Annotated in this window: 16 protein-coding genes; 6 read left to right on the top strand and 10 right to left on the bottom strand. The window is 68.6% G+C overall.

Annotated features, from left to right (window positions below; genetic code table 11):
* Window positions 1-80: 80 nt before the first annotated feature.
* From AC1DBD_RS11410 to AC1DBD_RS11385, 6 genes are all read right to left on the bottom strand, one after another.
* Complete coding sequence (locus tag AC1DBD_RS11410; protein WP_441418413.1) at window positions 81-812, bottom strand: glutamine amidotransferase; 732 nt, start codon at window positions 810-812, stop codon at window positions 81-83.
* A 34-nt stretch (window positions 813-846) separates the two neighbouring features.
* Window positions 847-2658, bottom strand: a complete 1812-nt coding sequence (locus AC1DBD_RS11405) for an acetyl/propionyl/methylcrotonyl-CoA carboxylase subunit alpha (protein WP_476982201.1) — start codon at window positions 2656-2658, stop codon at window positions 847-849.
* 191 nt (window positions 2659-2849) lie between these two features.
* Window positions 2850-3542, bottom strand: coding sequence for a Maf family protein (locus AC1DBD_RS11400; RefSeq protein WP_476982133.1), 693 nt, complete (start codon window positions 3540-3542; stop codon window positions 2850-2852).
* Window positions 3543-3650: 108 nt separating this feature from the next.
* A complete protein-coding gene (locus AC1DBD_RS11395) occupies window positions 3651-6200 on the bottom strand; it encodes an MMPL family transporter (RefSeq protein ID WP_476982132.1) in 2550 nt (849 codons plus the stop codon).
* A gap of 1 nt (window position 6201) precedes the next feature.
* Window positions 6202-6909 carry a TetR/AcrR family transcriptional regulator gene (locus AC1DBD_RS11390; protein ID WP_476893205.1) on the bottom strand — a complete coding sequence of 236 codons (708 nt, stop codon included), beginning with the start codon at window positions 6907-6909 and terminating at the stop codon, window positions 6202-6204.
* 46 nt (window positions 6910-6955) lie between these two features.
* Window positions 6956-7324 carry a YbjQ family protein gene (locus tag AC1DBD_RS11385; RefSeq protein WP_476893204.1) on the bottom strand — a complete coding sequence of 123 codons (369 nt, stop codon included), beginning with the start codon at window positions 7322-7324 and terminating at the stop codon, window positions 6956-6958.
* Window positions 7325-7518: 194 nt separating this feature from the next.
* Between AC1DBD_RS11385 and AC1DBD_RS11380 the strand changes: the two genes are divergently transcribed.
* Window positions 7519-8103 carry a hypothetical protein gene (locus AC1DBD_RS11380; RefSeq protein ID WP_476982131.1) on the top strand — a complete coding sequence of 195 codons (585 nt, stop codon included), beginning with the start codon at window positions 7519-7521 and terminating at the stop codon, window positions 8101-8103.
* 78 nt (window positions 8104-8181) lie between these two features.
* Here the strand turns inward: AC1DBD_RS11380 and AC1DBD_RS11375 are convergent, their stop codons facing one another.
* The 4 genes from AC1DBD_RS11375 to AC1DBD_RS11360 form a co-directional block, all read right to left on the bottom strand.
* Window positions 8182-9633 (bottom strand): dicarboxylate/amino acid:cation symporter, encoded by a 1452-nt coding sequence (locus tag AC1DBD_RS11375; RefSeq protein ID WP_476982130.1) that lies wholly within the window; start codon window positions 9631-9633, stop codon window positions 8182-8184.
* Between the two features lie 336 nt (window positions 9634-9969).
* On the bottom strand, window positions 9970-11679 hold the full coding sequence (locus AC1DBD_RS11370; protein ID WP_476982129.1) for a DUF885 domain-containing protein: 1710 nt from the start codon (window positions 11677-11679) through the stop codon (window positions 9970-9972).
* A 53-nt stretch (window positions 11680-11732) separates the two neighbouring features.
* Window positions 11733-11981: an acyl-CoA carboxylase subunit epsilon gene (locus tag AC1DBD_RS11365; protein ID WP_476982128.1), complete on the bottom strand. Its 249-nt coding sequence runs from the start codon at window positions 11979-11981 to the stop codon at window positions 11733-11735.
* Window positions 11978-13561 (bottom strand): acyl-CoA carboxylase subunit beta, encoded by a 1584-nt coding sequence (locus AC1DBD_RS11360; protein WP_476982127.1) that lies wholly within the window; start codon window positions 13559-13561, stop codon window positions 11978-11980. The genes AC1DBD_RS11365 and AC1DBD_RS11360 overlap by 4 nt, the downstream gene beginning before the upstream one ends.
* Window positions 13562-13907: 346 nt before the next feature.
* Between AC1DBD_RS11360 and AC1DBD_RS11355 the strand changes: the two genes are divergently transcribed.
* From AC1DBD_RS11355 to AC1DBD_RS11335, 5 genes are all read left to right on the top strand, one after another.
* Window positions 13908-14813 (top strand): SDR family oxidoreductase, encoded by a 906-nt coding sequence (locus AC1DBD_RS11355; RefSeq protein WP_441418403.1) that lies wholly within the window; start codon window positions 13908-13910, stop codon window positions 14811-14813.
* Window positions 14814-14997: 184 nt separating this feature from the next.
* A complete protein-coding gene (locus AC1DBD_RS11350; protein ID WP_476893200.1) occupies window positions 14998-15915 on the top strand; it encodes a biotin--[acetyl-CoA-carboxylase] ligase in 918 nt (305 codons plus the stop codon).
* On the top strand, window positions 15908-16504 hold the full coding sequence (locus AC1DBD_RS11345; protein ID WP_476893199.1) for a PH domain-containing protein: 597 nt from the start codon (window positions 15908-15910) through the stop codon (window positions 16502-16504). The genes AC1DBD_RS11350 and AC1DBD_RS11345 overlap by 8 nt, the downstream gene beginning before the upstream one ends.
* The gene (locus tag AC1DBD_RS11340) at window positions 16494-17852 is read left to right on the top strand and encodes an adenylate/guanylate cyclase domain-containing protein (protein ID WP_441418400.1); all 1359 of its coding nucleotides are present in this window, start codon (window positions 16494-16496) and stop codon (window positions 17850-17852) included. Before AC1DBD_RS11345 ends, AC1DBD_RS11340 begins: the two co-directional genes overlap by 11 nt.
* Before the next feature lie 145 nt (window positions 17853-17997).
* The coding region (locus AC1DBD_RS11335; RefSeq protein WP_476982126.1) for a hypothetical protein at window positions 17998-18283 on the top strand (286 nt) is incomplete at its 3' end.

Here is an 18283-nt window from a genome sequence, read left to right as displayed (position 1 = left end):
CGTGTCCCGGGGCGGTGGCGGCTGAATAACTGGGCAGGAGCGCGACGACGGGGCCCCGCGACGGGCCTGCGGCGGGGCCCCTACCGGGCGTAGCGCTCGACGAAGTTGCGCAGGATGGCCATCGGCTCGGTGACGTTGTGATGCCGGGCCTGGGCCATCAGCTCCTCGGCGGAGTCGGGTGGGAAGTAGCCGGCGTGGCGGTAGATGTCGATCCGCGTGGTGAGGCCGTCGGCGTCGAGCTCGGGGTGGAACTGGGTGGCGTAAAGGTTAGAGCGGATCCGGAACATCTGCACCGGGCAGGTCTCGGAACTGGCCAGCAGCACGGCCCCGCCGGGCAGCACAGTGCAGGCCTCCTTGTGGCCCACGAACGCCGTGAACCGCTCCGGCAGGCCGCGCAGAAGCGGGTCCTGCTGCCCGGCGGAAGTGATGCTGACGGTGACGCCGCCCAGGCCCTCGCCGTAGGTCCGGTCGATCACGGCGCCCTGGTGCAGTCCCAGGGTGCCGACGCCGTAGCAGGCGCCCAGGAACGGGAAGTCCTCGGCCACGATCCGGTCCAGCAAGGCGAACAGCTCGCGCTCCACCCGGTGCTGGACGTCGCTCTTATGCTCCGCGGGGTCGCTGGAGGTAAACGGGCTGCCGCCCACAATCACGCCGGAGTACTCGCTGAGCTCCAGCCGGGGCAGCGGGGCTGCCTCCATCCGGACCCGGTGCAGCTCGGTCTCGGCGAGCCCGGTGTAGCGCAGGTAGGCGAGGTATTCGTCGTCGGCGGCGGCGTCCTCGGCGCGGGAGGCGAGGAGCAGAAATGGCTTCACGTAACTAAGTCTGCCCCCGCCGCCGGCGATGCCGCTAACCGGCCGGCTCGCCGTCCTCGATCATGGCGATCACGGCGCCCGCGGAGACGGTCTCGCCGGCCGATGCGGAGAGCCCGATCACGATGCCGGTGCGGTGTGCGGTAAGCGGCTGTTCCATCTTCATGGCTTCGAGCACGACGACGAGGTCGCCTTCGGAAACCCGCTCGCCCTCGGCGACGGCAACCTTCACGATGGTGCCCTGCATCGGGGAGGTCAGGGCGTTGCCGCCGGCCGGCGCCGCCGTGCCGGCGCTCCGGGAGCGCTTCTTGGCTTTCGCCGGCTTGCCGCCACCGCCGCCGGAGATGGAGCCGAGGGACGCCGGGAGCACCACTTCGAGGCGCTTGCCGCCGACCTCGACGACGACGCGCTGGCGTTCGCCGGCGTCGGCTGCTTCAGCTGCGGTGCCGGTGGGAGTCCAGGCGGGGATGTCGTTGACGAAGGCGGTCTCGATCCAGCGGGTGTGGACCTTGAACGGGCCTTCGGCGGGGGCGAAGTCGGGGTTGCTGACGACGGCGAGGTCGAACGGGATGACGGTGGGGATGCCCTCAACCACCATTTCCTCGAGGGCGCGGCGGGAGCGCTGCAGGGCCTGGGCGCGGGTGGCACCGGTGACGATCAGTTTGGAGAGCATCGAGTCGAAGTTGCCGCTGATGACGTCGCCCTGCTCCACGCCGGAGTCGATCCGAACGCCGGGACCGGTGGGATTCAACAGCTTGGTGATGGTGCCGGGGGCGGGCATGAAGTTCCGGCCCGGGTCCTCGCCGGTGATGCGGAATTCGATCGAGTGGCCGCGGACCTCGGGGTCGCCGTAGCCGAGCTCCTCGCCGCGGGCCAGCCGGAACTGCTCGCGGACCAGGTCGATCCCGGTGACTTCCTCGGAGACGCAGTGCTCCACCTGGAGGCGGGTGTTGACCTCGAGGAAGGAGATGGTGCCGTCCTGGCCGACGAGGAACTCGCAGGTGCCGGCGCCGAGGTAGCCGGCTTCCTTGAGGATGGCCTTGGAGGAGTCGTAGAGCCGCTGGTTCTGCTCCTCGGTGAGGAACGGGGCCGGGGCTTCTTCCACCAGCTTCTGGTTGCGGCGCTGCAGAGAGCAGTCGCGGGTGGACACGACGACGACGTTGCCGTGGGCGTCGGCGAGGCACTGGGTCTCGACGTGGCGCGGGGCGTCCAGGAAGCGCTCGATGAAGCACTCGCCGCGGCCGAACGCTGCGGTGGCTTCGCGGACGGCGGATTCGAAAAGCTCGGGGATCTCCTCGCGGGTGCGGGCGACCTTGATGCCGCGTCCGCCGCCGCCGAAGGCTGCCTTGATGGCGACCGGCAGGCCGAACTTGTCGACGAATTCGAGGATTTCCTCGGCGGAATTCACCGGATCGGCGGTGCCGGGGACCTGCGGGGCGCCGACCTTCTCGGCGATGTGGCGGGCTTGGACCTTGTCGCCGAGGGCGGAGATGGCCTCGGGGGAGGGCCCGATCCAGGTGATGCCGGCGGCGATCACCTTCGAGGCAAACTCGGCGTTCTCGGCGAGGAAGCCGTAGCCGGGGTGGATGGCGTCGGCGCCGGAGCGCTGGGCCACCTCGATCAGCTTGTCCATCACCAGGTAGGACTCGGCGGCGGTGTTGCCGCCCAGGGCGTAAGCCTCGTCGGCGAGCTTGACGTGCAGGGCATCGCGGTCCGGATCCGCGTAGACGGCCACGGAGGCGATGCCTTCATCGCGTGCGGCGCGGATGATGCGCACGGCGATTTCGCCCCGGTTGGCGATCAGCACCTTGCTCAGGCGGTGGGTGCCCGGCGTGGTGGCTGCGGGCACTGACGTTGCGGACTGCTCCGAATTTGCTGACAAGGCGTCTCCTTCTTTCCTTCAGGGAGCCTAGCGCGGTTTTGTGGGTTCCGCCGATATTACTTGCGGATCCCGCGCGTAAACGGCCGATCCTTTGTGGGGTTCCTACAAGGTGGTGCGAAATGGCTCACTCGGCACGGACCGCGGAGGTGCCCCGGAGTTCACTCGGCGCGGATGTCGGCGGGGTCGGCGGCCCCTCCGGTCCAGAGTTCGGTGACATTCACTTTGGCCTGGCCCAGCAGGCTGCGCAGGGTGGAGATGGAGAGCCCGACGACGGTGTGCGGGTCGCCGTCGACCTTGCGGATAAAGGCCCCGCCGTAGCCGTCGATCGTGAAGGAGCCGGCGCACTGCAGCGGCTCGCCGGTGGCGATGTACGTGTCGATCTCGTCCTCGCTCATCTCCATGAAGTGCACCTCCGCGGAGGAGACAGCGCCCAGCGTCGCGCCGGTGCCGGTGCCGGCGTCGTCGTCGTCGTCGTCCGAGGATTTCGTGTCCGTGTCGCGGCAGTCGACCAGCCAGTGGCCGGTGTGCAGCACGCCCATGCTGCCGCTCATCCGGAGCATCCGTTCCCTGGCGACGTCGGCGGTGTACGGCTTGCCGTGGGCCTCGCCCTCGAACTCGAAGACCGAGTCGCAGCCGATCACCAGGGCGCCGTCGGCCTCGGGCAGCGAGGCGACGGCCTCGGCCTTGGCGCGCGCCAGCAGCAGGGCGGTGTCGTGCGGGTCGGTCACACCGTAGCGGGCCTGCACGGCGTCCTCGTCGACGTCCGAGACGAGGACGTCGTGGGCGATGCCGGCGTTGCTGAGCAGCTTGGTGCGGGCGGGGGACTGGGAGGCAAGAATGAGGCGGGTCACGGCTCCAGCCTAGTTCACGGGCGGTACAGCAACGCGGGGTCACTTCGCGCCCATCCGAAGGGGATTTATGGGCGCGAAGTGACCCCGCGTTGCTTTGGTCGGTGCCGGCTAGCGCGCGGCGACTTCCTCGGGCTCGCCGGCGCCGGCAGCGTCGGCATCGGCATCGGACGTCGGCTTGTGCAGCTTGGCGCCCTCGACGTCGACGTCCGGCAGGATGCGGTCCAGCCAGCGGGGGAGCCACCAGGCCTTGCGGCCGAGCAGGTACATCACGGCCGGGACGATCGTCATGCGCACCACGAACGCGTCCACCAGCACGCCGAAGGCCATCGCGAAGCCCAGCGGCCGCACCATGTTCAGGTGCGAGAAGATGAAGCCGGAGAACACGCTGACCATGATGATCGCGGCCGCGGTAACCACGGCGGCCGCGTGGCTGAAGCCGGAACGGACCGCGTGCTTGGCCGTTTCGCCGTGCATGTAGGACTCGCGCATGCCGGAGGCGATAAACACCTGGTAGTCCATGGCCAGGCCGAACAGCACGCCGATCAGGATGATGGGCAGGAAGCTCAGCACCGCGCCGGGGTTCTCGACGCCGAACACGGTTCCCAGCCAGCCCCACTGGTACACCGCGACGACGCCGCCGAACGCGGCCGCGAGCGAGAGCAGGAATCCGCCGGTGGCCAGGAGCGGCACCACGATGGACCGGAACACCAGCAGCAGCAGGATCAGCGAGAGCCCGACGACGATCGCCAGGTAGGGCGGCAGCGCGGCGCCGAGCTTGCTGGAGACGTCGACGTTGCCGGCGGTCTGGCCGGTGAGGCCGATGCCGACGCCGGTGGTGTCCTGGATCCGGCCCTTTTCGGCGCGCAGATCCGAGACCACCTCGACGGTGCTGGCGCTGGCCGGACCCTCCTTCGGCAGGATCTGGAAGACGGCGGTGCGGCGGTCCTCGCTCAGCGCCAGCGGCACCGCGGCGGCAACGTTGTCCGTCTTGCGCAGGATGTCCGCGACGTCGAACTGCTTGGCCTGCGCCTCGGCGGCACTGAGGCCCGCGGGGAAGTCGCCGACGACGATGATCGGCCCGGTCATGCCCTCGCCAAAGCTCCGCTTGGTGACGTCATAGGCCTTGAACGCCTGCGAGGCGACCGGCTCCGAACTGGCATCCGGCAGGGCGAGCCGGAGCTGGCTGGCGGGCAGGGCCACCACGCCCAGCAGGAGCACGCCGGCCACCAGGGCCAGCCAGGGGTGCCGGGTGACGACGCCGCCCCAGCCGTGGCTGCTGCGGTATTCATCCCTGGCACGGTCCTCGGTCTCGTGGCCCGGGACGGCGTTGTGCCGCTCCGCCTTGGCCCAGGCCCGCTTGGAAATCAGTTTGCGGCCCACCAGGGACAGGACGGCCGGCGTCAAAGTCAGGGCGACGACGACGGCGACGGCCACCGTGGCGGCGGCGGAGAGACCCATGACGGCGAGGAACGGCAGCCCCGGCACCACGAGGGCAGCGAGGGCAATGATCACCGTGAGGCCGGCGAAGAGCACCGCGTTGCCGGAGGTACCGGTGGCCAGGGCCACGGACTCTTCGGGATCCATGCCCTTGAGCAGCTGGCCGCGGTGCCGGTTGACGATGAACAGGGAGTAGTCGATGCCGACGGCCAGGCCGAGCATGAGCGCCAGCATCGGGGAAATGGAGCTCATGTCGACGGCGCCGCTGAGCGCGAAGGTACCGCCGACGCCGACGGCCACGCCGACGATTGCCATCAGCAGCGGGAGGCCGGCGGCGACGAGGGTGCCGAGCATGATGATGAGCACCAAGGCGGCGACGGCGATGCCGATGATCTCCGCGGTGCCGAAGATCTCGGAGATGTCCTCGCTGATTTCCTTGCTGGGCAGGGCGGTCACGTTGGCGGCGGAGACCTCCTTGACGATGTCCTGGACTTCCTGCCGCACCTCCGGCTTGAGGCCGTTGATCGAGGTCTTGAACTGCACCTGGGCGATGGCGGCCTTGCCGTCCTCGGAGACAAAGCGCAGGCCGTTGGAGGCCTCAAGCTGGCGCTTGCCGAGCGCCAGCTTGGCGTTGCCGGCCTCGAGTTCCTTGGTGCCGGCGTCGAGCTTGGCCTGCCCGGCGGCGAGGGCGGCCTTCTGCTGGCCGAGCTGGGCCTCGACGGCCGCGGGCGGCAGCCCGGCGGCGGCCATCTGCTGCTCGGCGTCGGCCAGCTGGGCCTTGCCGGCGGCGAGCTCCGCAGCGGCCTTGTCCAGCTGGGCCTTGCCCGCCGCGGCCTTCTGCTCTCCGGCAGCAAGGTCCGTGACGGCCTTGTCCAGCTGGGCCTGGGTGGCGAACGGATCCACGGTCCCCTGGACGTCGGGGAGGGTCTTCAGCTTGGTCAGCGCGGCGGAGACCGCGTCCTTGCCGGCCTGGCCGAACTGCGCGTCGTTGGCTTCAAAAACGATGCTCGCGGAGCCGCCCGAGGAGGACGGGAGTTCCTTTTTGAGCTTGTCCGCCATCTGCTGGGTTTCGGTACCCGGGATCTGGAAGTTGTTGGACAGCGTGCCGTGAAGCGCCGCCGCGGCGCCGCCGACGGCAACCATGACGGCAAGCCAGAGGGAGATGACGAGCCAGCGGTGGCGGTAGGAGAACTTGCCGAGTCGATAGAGCAAAAGAGCCATGTCAGGACCGATCTGGGGAAGGGGCGGCGGGTGGGGTGGCGGCCGGGACGGCTGCGGGGGAGGCAAATCCGGAGCCCAGCAGGCCCATGGAGTCGATCAGGAGTTGGCGCAGGGTGGAGAGCGATTCGGGGGTGAGTGAGCCGCCGCAGCGTGCGAACCAAACATCCATGGCGGCTTTGCCGCAGTAGATGACCGAGCCGGCGAGGGCGCGCAGGTACAGCTCGTCGATTTCGACGCCGGAGCCCCGGGCGAAGCGTTCGCGGGCGGCGTCGATGATCTCGGCGGTGCAGTGGTCCCAGGCCTCGAGCTCGGACCGGTTGAGCTGCGGGTTGGACTGGCCCAGGCTGTAGAGCTCAGCCAGCGGAGCAATGGTCATCGGGTCGGCGAGTTCAACCAGGGCCGCCTGCGCTGATTCCAGGATCGGTTCGTCGGCCGGGCGCAGCCGGAACTGCTGGAGCGCGGTGTCCAGGAACCCGTGGGTTACGGAGGCGATGACCACTTCGGTGCTGCTGAAGTAGTTGAAGAAGGTCCGGCGGGAGATGCCGGCGGTTTCGGCGATGTCCTCCACCGTGAAGTTGCCCGGGCCCCTGGAACGGAGCAGGCCGAGCGCGGCATCCGTAATGGCCTGCCGGGTGGCGGCCTTGTTGAGTTCGCGTCGCGACGGCGGCGCCGCCCCGCCGTCGGGGTCGGAAAGGGGCGGAGTGGGCATGCACTTACACTATGTGCATGTTTGCACTCAGGGCAAGTTTCTGGGCTCAGCTCGTCAGCTGGACGGACTGGCCCGTTGCGCCGGGCTCGCCGGCGCCCAGCGGGATGGCAAACACCGCCGTGCCGTAGGCGCAGATCTCCGTCCAGTTGTTGGCCATGTGGGCCGTGTCGAACCGCATCGCCACGATCGCGTTGGCACCGCGCTGCGCGGCCTCCGCGACCATCCGCGCCATGACCTCCTGCCGGCTCTCGTAAAGCACCTGGGTCAGTTCGCGCAGCTCGCCGCCGGCCAGCGAACGTAATCCCGCCACGACCTGGGCGCCGACGTCCCGCGACCGCACGGTCAGTCCCATGACTTCGCCGAAGACGGCGTCAATCCGGTGGCCGGGGATGTCGTTTGAGGTGACGATCAGCATGACCTGAGCCTAGCCACTTTGCGCCCCGGGACAAGGGAAGGTTTTGGGGAACGGCACGGCCTGGAAGCATTCACAGGAAGATGAAAGGTTCTGGACAGCTCCCGCCGAAGCCCGCGGCACACACTGGAGTCACGTCTTGCGAAAGACCACTGACCGCAGAGCCGTCGCTGTACGGCAGATCCAGGAGAGCGCACATGTCACGTACCAAGAGAATCACGCTCGGCATTTCGGCCGCCGCCCTGGCGCTGGGCGCCGGCGTCGGAGTCGCTGGGATGGCCTCCGCCACCACGACGCCGACCCCCACCCCCAGCTCCACCGCTTCCCCGGACGGCAGCAGCACAAAGGGTGACGGCTCGGGCATGGGAATGCGCGGCGGGCACGGCCCTGGCGGTGAACGCGGCGAACGCGGAGGCTTCGGCGGTGCGCGGGCATCCGAACTCGCGGCCAAGCTCGGCGTGGACGAAGCCAAGGTCACCGACGCGCTGAAAGCCTTCCGCGACGCCCACAAACCGACTGCCCGGCCGGCTGAAGGTACCCGGCCGGACAGGGCGGCCATGGAGGCGGAGCTGGCCAAGTCCCTCGCGTCCTCGTTGGGCATTGACGAGGCCAAGGTGACGGCGGCCCTGACGGAGCTCCGCACCGCCGAACAGGCGGAACGCGCCGCGGCGCTGAAGACCAGGCTGGACAAGGCTGTCAGCGACGGCACCCTGACCCAGGCCGAGGCCGACGCGGTCACCAAGGCCGTCGAGAAGGGCGTTATCGGCGGAGGCGGCCACTAGGGCGCAGCAGCACCAGGACCATAAAAAAGTAGTCCCCGGGAGGAGAACCCCGGGGACTACTTTCGTTGGGCGCTGGGCTTAGGCCTTGGCGCCGGCCAGTTCGCGTCCCTCGGCAGCCGGGACACCGCCGTCGGCGTCCACACGGGAGGCGTCCACAACATCGGCGTCCACGACGTCGTCGCTGAACGGGTCACCGTTGCGCGGGGCGTTGTAGAGCGACTCGTCCAGGATGCCCTGGCGCTTGGCCACGATGGTGGGGACCAGAGCCTGGCCTGCCACGTTGACCGCGGTGCGGCCCATGTCCAGGATCGGGTCGATCGCCAGCAGGAGGCCGACGCCGGCCAGCGGCAGTCCCAGCGTGGAGAGCGTCAGGGTCAGCATGACGACGGCGCCGGTGGTGCCGGCAGTAGCGGCGGAGCCCAGCACCGAGACGAGGGCGATCAGCAGGTACTGGGTGAAGTCCAGCTGGATGCCGAAGAACTGGGCCACGAAGATCGCGGATACAGCCGGGTAGATCGCGGCGCAGCCGTCCATCTTGGTGGTGGCGCCCAGCGGCACGGCGAAGGAGGCGTAGGCGCGGGGCACGCCCAGGGAGCGTTCGGTCACGCGCTGGGTCAGCGGCAGGGTCCCTACGGAGGAGCGGGAAACGAAGGCCAGCTGCACCGCGGGCCAGACGCCGGAGAAGTACTGCTTGATGGACAGGCCGTGGCTGCGGACCAGGACCGGGTACACCACGAACAGCACGAGGGCGAGGCCAACGTAGATGGCAAAGGTGAACTTGCCGAGCGAGCCGATGGTGTCCCAACCGTAGACGGCCACGGCGTTGCCGATCAGGCCGACGGTGCCGAGCGGGGCGATCCGGATGATCCACCAGAGGACCTTCTGGATCACGGCGAGTGCGGAGGCGTTGAGGTTCAGGAACGGCTCGGCGGCCTTGCCCACCTTCAGGGCCGCGATGCCGACGGCGATCGCGATCACGAGGATCTGGAGGACATTGAAGCTCACGGCGGTGGTCGCGACGCCGTCCGTGACGGTGGTGCTCGCGCCGAGGCCCAGGAAGTTCTTCGGGAACAGCCCGGTCAGGAACGCCCACCAGTCACCGGACTTGCCGGCGTACTCGGCCTGCTTGGTGATGCCGGTGCCAGCGCCGGGCTGCAGCAGCACGCCCAGGCCGATGCCGATCAGCACCGCGATCAGCGAGGTGATCGCGAACCAGAGCAGCGTGTTCCAGGCCAGCCGGGCCGCGTTGGAGACGGCGCGCAGGTTGGAGATGGAGCTGACGACCGCGGTAAAGATGAGCGGCAGGACGGCGGTCTGCAGCAGCGAGACGTAGCTCGAGCCGATGGTCTGCAGGGTGGCGCCGAGGGCGTTGGGGTTGGCCTTGGTGCTGCCTGTGTATTTCGCGAGCAGGCCAAGGCCCAGGCCCACGATCAGGGCGGCGATGATTTGGAAGCCGAATGAGCCGGCCCATTTGGGCAGCTGGAAACCGGGCTTTCCTGCGGTTGCGGGGGTGCTTGTCTGAGTGGTCACCCGAATACGCTAGGACCGGGCTGCATAACACGACGAACGAACGTTGAGAAATGTTACGCGTCCCAGATATTCCCCCGCCCACAAGATCCCCGCAAAGACGCCGAAAGACCACCCATTTATGAAGTTATTCCACCCCAGAGTGTGGCGATTGTCTCGCCCGTGCCCGGGGGAGTGCCCGGGGGAGTAGGCAGCGGCGCGGCAGCCTTCCGGAAGCGTGCGTCTAAGCGTGGGCCCACACCGTCAGGGTTCCCTGCCCGAGCTTGCGAGGGGAGGGAGACGGTGGGGAGGACGCGCGAGCACGCGGAGGAAGGCGGCCGTGCCTGCAACAGGCCCGGCCTACCCCAGCAGCGCCCGCTTCAGCGTGTCCAACCCCACGGAGCCCATGTTGAGCGCCTTGGTGTGGAAGGCCTTGAGGTCGAAGCCCGGCCGGGATTCGAGCTCGGCGCGGATCTGCTCCCAGAGCCGCTGGCCCACCTTGTACGACGGTGCCTGCCCCGGCCAGCCGAGGTAACGGGTGAACTCGAACTTGAGCTGGCCCTCGCTGATCGCAAGGTTCTGCTTCAGGAACTCGTACCCCGTGTCCGGAGTCCAGGTGCCCGACCCCCAACGCTCGGGCACCTCCAACTCCAGATGCACGCCGATGTCGAACACCACCCGGGCCGCCCGCATGCGCTGCATGTCCAGCATGCCCATGTGGTCGCCCGGATCCTTCAAATAGCCGAGCTCCTGCATCAGCTTCTCGGCGTACAGTGCCCAGCCTTCCCCGTGCCCGGAGGTCCAGCAGACGTTGCGCCGCCACTTGTTCAGCAGCTCCCGCCGGTAAGTGGCCGTGGCGACCTGCAGGTGGTGGCCCGGCACGCCCTCGTGGTAGACCGTGGTGGTCTCGGCCCAGGTGGTGAAGGTGTCCTCGCCCGGCGGCACGGACCACCACATCCGGCCCGGCCGGCTGAAGTCGTCCGAGGGGCCGGTGTAGTAGATGCCGCCTTCCTGGGTGGGGGCAATCTTGCACTCGAGCGTCTTCATGGCGTCCGGGATGTCGAAGTGCACGCCGGCGAGGTCGGCCACAGCCTTGTCGGAGAGCTCCTGCATCCAGGCCCGGAGGGCTTCGGTGCCCTTGAGCTGGCGGGCCGGATCGTTGTTCAGGATTTCCTTGGCCTCTTCGACCGTGGCGCCGGGCCGGATCTCGTTGGCCACGCGCTCCTGTTCGGCGATCAGGCGGTCGAGTTCCTGGACACCCCAGGCGTAGGTCTCCTCAAGGTCCACCGTGGCGCCGAGGAAGGAGCGGGAGGCCAGGGCATAGCGTTCGCGGCCCACGGCGTCCTTTTCCGGGGCGGCCGGCAGCAGTTCGGATTCCAGGAAGCCGGCCAGCCGGGCATAGGCCGCGCGGGCGGCGGCAGCTCCCGCGTCGAGCTTGGACTGCACGTCTTCGGGCAGCGGACCCTCGGCGGTCTTTGCCTCGGCGGCCAGCTTGGCGAAGAAGCCGTCGTCCGCGGCGTGCTTGGTGGTCTGTTCGATCACGATCCGCACCTGGCGGGCGGCGGAGACCCGGCCGGCGTCCCGGGCCGTGCGCAGCGACACGATGTAACCGTCCAGGGCAGCGGGGACATTGTGCGCGCGGCCGGCGATGTGCTCCCACTGCGCGGCGGTGTCCATCGGCATCAGGTCGAAGATCGCGCGGATCTCCTGGGCCGGGGAGGCGATGTTGTTCAGCTCGGCCAGGTCCCAGCCGGAGTCGTGGATCTCCAGCTGCAGGCCGAGGCGCTCGTGCATCGCGTCCAGGGTGACGGCGTCGACGTCGTCAGCGGGCTCCAGCCCGTCCAGCGCGGCGAGGGCCTCGCGGGCCGCGGCAGCGAACTCCTCATGGCCGGCGGGGGAGAAGTCCGGGTACTCGGTTTCGTGGCCGGGCAGGCCCAGCTCGGTGGCGAAGCTCGGGTTGAGCCGGATCAGGGTGTCCGTGAAGGCGTCAGCGACGACGTCGATCGCGGTCTGCGGGCGTGCCGGAACCGGATTGTCGGGCGTGGTGTTCTGAGTTGTTTGGGTAGTCACCCGAACGAGACTAGCCGGGCCGCGCCAGTTATGAAAGGGTTACTGAACTTTTCTTAGCCGCGGCTGCGCTTCCACGAGCCCGGGCCCGGCTTCGGCGCCAGTTGCAGCTGCTGCCGCCGGATCCAGTGCCGCACGCCCGGCTTCTCCGCAGCGGCCGTCTCGCCGCTGCCCAGGGAAAGGACGACTGCGGTCAGTGCCGCGAGTTCTTCGGCCGTCGGCTCGCCCTTCACGACGGCGAGCGCCGGCTGTGCCGCCGGCTGGGTGGCTCCCGGCTCGGTGCCCGGTTCGATCGAGGGCGTCACAGCGGGATGTTCCCGTGCTTCTTGGCGGGCAGGCTGGCACGCTTGTCCCGCAGCGCGCGCAGGCCCTTGATGATCTGCAGCCGCGTCTCGGACGGGGCGATCACCGCGTCCACGTAGCCCAGCTGGGCGGCCTGGTACGGGTTGAGCAGCTCCTCCTCGTACTGCCGGATGACCTCGGCGCGCTTGGCCTCGACGTCGCCGCCGGCCTCCGCAACCGCGGCGAGCTCGCGGCGGTACAGGATGTTGACCGCGCCCTGGGCGCCCATCACGCCGATCTGCGCGGTGGGCCAGGCCAGGTTGAGGTCGGCGCCGAGCTTCTTGGAGCCCATCACGATGTACGCGCCGCCGTAGGCCTTGCGGGTGATCACGGTCAGCTTCGGCACGGTGGCCTCGGCGTAGGCGTAGAGCAGTTTCGCGCCGCGGCGGATGATGCCCTGGAACTCCTGGTCCTTGCCCGGCAGGAAGCCCGGCACGTCCACCAGCGTGATGATGGGGATGTTGAAGGCGTCGCAGTGCCGGACAAAGCGGGCGGCCTTCTCCGAGGCTGCGATGTCCAGGGTGCCGGCGAACTGCATCGGCTGGTTGGCCACGATGCCCACGGTGTGGCCCTCGACCCGGCCGTAGCCGATGATCACGTTCGGCGCGTAGAGCGACTGCATCTCCAGGAAGTGCGCGTCGTCGACGATCTGTTCGATCACCTTGCGCATGTCGTACGGCTGGTTGGCCGAGTCCGGGATGAGCACATCGAGGGCCAGGTCGTCGTCGTCGAGCTCCGGCTGCTGGCTGTGCTCCAGCACCGGGGCTTCGGCGAGGTTGTTTGAGGGCAGGAAGTCCAGCAGTTCGCGGACGAACTCGACGGCGTCCGCCTCGTCGGCGGCGAGGTAGGTGGAGGTGCCGGTGTTGGCGTTGTGCTGCCGCGCCCCGCCGAGGGTCTCCATGTCGACGTCTTCGCCGGTGACGGTCTTGATCACGTCCGGGCCGGTGATGAACATGTGCGAGGTCTTGTTCACCATGACGACGTAGTCGGTCAGGGCGGGGGAGTAGGCCGCGCCGCCGGCGGAGGGGCCCATGATGAGCGAAATCTGCGGCACGACGCCGGAGGCGTGGACGTTGTTGCGGAAGATGTCCGCGAACATGGCCAGCGAGGCGACGCCTTCCTGGATGCGGGCGCCGCCGCCGTCGAGGATGCCGACCACGGGGCAGCCGTTGCGCAGCGCGAACTCCTGGACCTTGACGATCTTCTCGCCGTTGACCTGGCTCAGTGAACCGCCGTAGACGGAGAAGTCCTGGCTGTAGACGGCCACGGGCCGGCCGTCCACGGTGCCGTAACCGGAGACCAGGCCGTCGCCCAGCGGCTTCTTCTTCTCCATGCCGAACGCCGTGGAGCGGTGCACGGCGAGGGCGTCGAACTCGACGAAGGACCCGGCGTCGAGCAGCAGGTCGATACGCTCGCGGGCGGTGTTCTTGCCGCGCGCGTGCTGTTTCTCGATCGCTTCCGGGCCGGAGGGCTGCTCGGCACGGGCCTGGCGGTCGCGGAAATCGGCAATCTTTCCCGCGGTCGTGGTCAGATCGTGGCTCATCAAGTGTCTCCGGCTCTGTTGTTCGCTGCTGTTCATCGTTACGGCTGTCGCAGGCCTGTGCGGTGGCGCTTAAGTGGATTCCACACAAAAACATGGCCGTGCTGGCAAGTCTAGTGACGGTATTCGTCCGCGCCGCTGTAGAAAACCTACAATTTTCACCCCAAGCTTCACCGCCGGCTGCTGCGCTCCAGCCCAGTTGCCCGCGGCCGCACCGGGGCTGGACCCCGGAATTCCGCGGGTGCGGGCCATATTTCCGCGTCCGCGCGGGCAATAACCGGGCGGGAACGTCATGACCGTCCCGCGAAAAGGTATGTTACTGGTGAGTAACATCGGCTAAGGTGGGGCTATGACTTCAAGCAACGACGCTTCGGCCGTCTCCCCGGAACCCCGCCAGCCGGAGCCGTACCAGGCCTCGGGTACCCTGGCGGGCCGCACCATCCTGATGTCCGGCGGCAGCCGCGGCATCGGCCTGGCGATCGCCCTCCGTGCGGCCCGGGACGGCGCCAATATCGTGCTGCTGGCCAAGACCGGCCAGCCGCACGCCAAACTCGAGGGCACCGTCTACTCGGCCGCCGAGCAGATCGAGGAGGCCGGGGGACAGGCGCTGCCGCTGGTCGGCGATGTGCGCAACGACGCCGACGTCGCCGGCGCGGTTGCCGCCGCCGTCGAACGCTTCGGCGGGATCGACATTGTGGTCAACAATGCCTCGGCGATCGACCTCTCCAAGACCGACGCCGTGGACATGAAGCGCTATGACCTCATGCAGGACATCAACGTCCGCGGCACCTTCCTGCTCAGCAAGCTCGCCCTGCCGGCGCTCCGCGAGTCCACGGCCGGGCAGATCCTCACGCTCTCGCCCCCGCTGAACCTGGACCCCAAGTGGGCCGGCATGCACCTTGCCTACACCATGGCCAAGTACGGCATGAGCCTGACCACGCTGGGCCTGGCCGAGGAACTCAAGGTGGACGGCATCAGCGTGAACTCGCTCTGGCCCTGCACCCTGATCGACACCGCCGCGATCCGCAACATGCCCGGCGGCGAGCAGATCGTCCGCGGTGCGCGCGGCCCGCAGATCATGGCCGACGCCGCCCACGCCGTGCTGACCGCCAGCAATGCCATCCCGGCATCCGGCAGTTGGAGCGGAAATTTCTACACCGACGAAGAGGTGCTGGCCGCAGCCGGCGTCACGGACTTCGCGCCGTACAGCCTGGGCGCGCCGGAAGACCGGCTGGTTCCTGACATTTTCCTCTGAGTTTCCGGCCGCTTTTTCGCCGTTCCGGGGCGGTGCGGGCCGCCGAGACTCCCCACCTTTGCGGGTTCGACGCCGGAATGCCGCGGCGTGTCAGTGCAACGCGCCGCGGCGGCGTCCAAACGTGGGGACGTTCCGCGGTGACCGGGCCGCAGCCGGCGGAACGGTAACTCGGTAGGATTCAAGCATGCAAGCCGCGCAGGAGACACCGGACCGTCCACCCCTGGACCAGGGCGCCCTCAGCGACGCCGCGTTCCTCTCGGCCAACGGCATCCCGCAACTGACCGTAGTGGAGTCCACCGGCTCCACCAACGCGGACCTGCTGCGCGGCGTGAGCGTGGATCCCGGTGCCTGGCCGGACCTGTCCGTGCTCACTGCTGAGTACCAGAGCGCCGCCCGCGGCCGCCTGGACCGGCACTGGGAAGCCCCGGCCCGCAGTTCCGTTTCGGTCTCGATCGTGCTCCGGCCGGTCAACGCCGAGGGCCGCCCGCTGCCCACCCAGAGCTACTCCTGGCTTTCGCTGCTTGCCGCGCTCGCGCTGCGGGAGGCCCTGCTGGAAACCGCCGGCATCCCGGCCGAACTCAAATGGCCCAACGACGTCCTGGTCCGCGGCCAGAAGATCGCCGGCATCCTCGCACAGTTGGGCCCCATGGGCGACGGCGCCGTTCCCCCCGTGGTGCTCGGGACCGGGCTGAACGTCACTCTCACCGAGGCCGAACTTCCGGTGCCCACGGCCACCTCGGTGCTGTTGGAACACCCGACGACGGTGGACCGGACGGCACTGCTGAAAAGCTACCTCTCCCGCTTCGCCACGCTCTACCGCAGCTTCTGCAACGCCGACGGCGACCCCGCCGCGGGAATGGCTGGCGGTCCTTCGCTGCACAAGCGGGTGGAGCACGTGCTGACCACCCTCGGCAAGCAGGTCCGGGCCCAGCTTCCCGGCGACCACGAGATCATCGGCCACGCCACCAGGCTGGACGACTACGGATCCCTGCTGGTGGTCGATGCGGCCGGGCACGAGCACGTGGTGACCGCCGGCGACGTCGTGCACCTGCGTCCGTGGACCCCTCCCGGCGAGGCCGGCGGCGAAAGCGGCTATGCGTAAGGAGCTCCTCCCGGGCGAGCAAGTGATTGTCGTTACCCGCCCCCAGCCGCGGACACTGATCGTCCCGGGCCTGCTGTTCATCCTGGTCTCCGCCCTCACCGCCTTTGCCTGCGCCTGGATTGTGAAGGGCGGGCCGGCCAAACTCGTCCCGCTCGTCACTCCCGACTGGACGCCGTGGCTGATCGGCGGCTGCCTGGCGCTGGCGGCCTGGGTGCTGGTGGGCTACTGCCTCCCCAGGGTGGTGACCTGGCACGCCAGCCGCTACACCCTGACCAGCCGGCGCCTGGTTGCCCGATACGGCATGTTGCGGCGGCGCGACCAGCAGGTTCCGCTGGCCGCGGTCCGTAATGTGTTCATCGAACAGACGCTGCTCCAACGGACCCTGCGCTCGGGGAATATATCCTTGGATACCGGGTACCCCTCCAGCACGGTGATTCCGGACGTCCCCGAAGTCATGACGTTCCGGAACTTCATTCTCGACGCGTTAGACGAACTTCCGGAGGACGAACTGCTTGAGGCCGACGACACGATGCACGATCCCGGCGAATGGCCCATGGACTTGAGAGAAGGTGGAAGAGATGAACGCTGAGAACGTGCACCCCGACACCGGACTCCTGGCCGCCGAACCCTCGGACGTGCCCGAAGCGGTACTCGAAGCGTCCTCCCTCGAAGCCGCCGTGCTGGACTCCCTCGCAACTTCCGACGCCGATGACCCGGCCGACTTCGACACCGACGCCGGCTCCGACGCCACTGACCCCGCCGACGGTGCTGCTGACCCCGCCACCGGTGCTGCTGACCCCGCCACCGACGACAACGCTGATACCGACGACGACGCCGCCGCCGCCGGCCCGGCTGCCGCCGAAGAGCCGCCTGCCACCCCTCCCACCGGCACCATGTCCGCGGAACGCCTCGCCACCAAGGCTCTCGAGCAGCGGCTGCTGGGCGGCGAACGCAAGCTGCGCCGCCGCGAGGTGGCTGCCGGTGCAGGGCTGTCCCTGCTGTCCGCCCGGAAACTCTGGCGCGCCCTCGGGTTCCCCAACCTCGGCGACGACGACGTGGCGTTCACGGAACGGGACCAGTCCGCGCTGAGCACAATTGTGGACCTGGTCCGCGCCGGCAAGCTCACCGAGGAAGCGGCCATCTCCGTCACCCGCGCCATCGGCCAGATGACGGACCGCATGGTGGTCTGGCAGATCGAGGCCCTGGTGGAGGATATGGTCCACCAGCAGGGGGTCACCGACGCCGTGGCCCGCAAGCGGTTGGTCAGCGAACTGCCCTCGCTCGTGGACGCACTCGAGGAAATGCTGGTCTACTCCTGGCGCCGCCAGCTCAACGCCGGGGTGCAGCGCCTGGCCGTGCGCGCCGAGGCCGGCCTGGCCTCAAGCGAGGAAGGCCGCGAAGGGGACGAGGACGACGCCCCGCTGCCGCTCGCCCGCGCCGTCGGCTTCGCGGACCTGGTCTCCTATACCAGCCTGTCCCGCCGGATGAACGAAAAGACGCTTGCCCAGCTGGTGCAGCGCTTTGAGAACAAGTGCGCGGAAATCATTTCCGTCGGCGGCGGACGCCTCGTGAAGACGGTCGGCGATGAAGTCCTCTACATTGCCGAAACCCCTGCTGCCGGGGCCGAGATCTCGCTGGCCCTCTCGCAGGCCTTCAACGAGGACGAGATCCTGCCGCAGGCGCGCGTGGCCATGGTGTGGGGCCGCATCCTCTCCCGGCTGGGTGACATCTACGGGCCCACCGTGAACCTGGCCGCCCGCCTCACGGCGCTGGCCGATCCGGGCACCGTGCTGGTGGACTCCATGACCGCGGCGGCGCTGGAACACGACGAACGCTTCGTACTGCTTCCCCGCGACGCCGAGAACGTGCGCGGCTTCGGCGAAATCCACCCCGTGGAGCTGCAACGGGGCAGCGGGAGGGGCCTGGTCCTGGATTAGGCGGCCAGGCAAAGACCCTGAGCGCCCGCAATAGCGGCGCGCAGGTTTCTCTATTCGATGGTCAATATGTCATAGTCGTGGATATCCGACCACGCCAAGGCACTTCACTGCGTCCAGCGGGCGTGACACTGGGGGACAGCAGGAAATGAAATACATCCTCGATACCGTGCGGGCAAAAACACGCCCCGGCGTCCGCCCTGCCCGAACCAAAACCGCATCCGCAGCCCGGACAAAACACCGCAAAAACTACCTGACCGCAACCGGTCTTGTGGCTGCTGCTGCGGTGTTGGTGACGGGGGCCATCATCTATCCGGGGTTTAAGACTGCTGAGGTGGAGTTGAACGATGGTGGTGTGTGGGTGGTGTCGAAGGCGAAGAATGCGGTGGGGCGGTTGAATTATCCGTCGCGGGTGTTGGATGGTGCGGTGACGC

The organism is Arthrobacter sp. 10T419 (genome assembly GCF_056394105.1).
This window is presented reverse-complemented; position numbering and strand designations above follow the sequence as displayed.

Excerpts from the sequence above, each read along its gene's own strand:
- AC1DBD_RS11380 (WP_476982131.1), top strand. The coding sequence starts at position 7,519 with ATGTCACGTACCAAGAGAATCACGCTCGGCATTTCGGCCGCCGCCCTG.
- AC1DBD_RS11385 (WP_476893204.1), bottom strand. The coding sequence starts at position 7,324 with ATGCTGATCGTCACCTCAAACGACATCCCCGGCCACCGGATTGACGCC.
- AC1DBD_RS11340 (WP_441418400.1), top strand. The coding sequence starts at position 16,494 with ATGAACGCTGAGAACGTGCACCCCGACACCGGACTCCTGGCCGCCGAA.
- AC1DBD_RS11395 (WP_476982132.1), bottom strand. The coding sequence starts at position 6,200 with ATGGCTCTTTTGCTCTATCGACTCGGCAAGTTCTCCTACCGCCACCGC.
- AC1DBD_RS11390 (WP_476893205.1), bottom strand. The coding sequence starts at position 6,909 with ATGCCCACTCCGCCCCTTTCCGACCCCGACGGCGGGGCGGCGCCGCCG.
- AC1DBD_RS11350 (WP_476893200.1), top strand. The coding sequence starts at position 14,998 with ATGCAAGCCGCGCAGGAGACACCGGACCGTCCACCCCTGGACCAGGGC.
- AC1DBD_RS11345 (WP_476893199.1), top strand. The coding sequence starts at position 15,908 with ATGCGTAAGGAGCTCCTCCCGGGCGAGCAAGTGATTGTCGTTACCCGC.
- AC1DBD_RS11360 (WP_476982127.1), bottom strand. The coding sequence starts at position 13,561 with ATGAGCCACGATCTGACCACGACCGCGGGAAAGATTGCCGATTTCCGC.
- AC1DBD_RS11355 (WP_441418403.1), top strand. The coding sequence starts at position 13,908 with ATGACTTCAAGCAACGACGCTTCGGCCGTCTCCCCGGAACCCCGCCAG.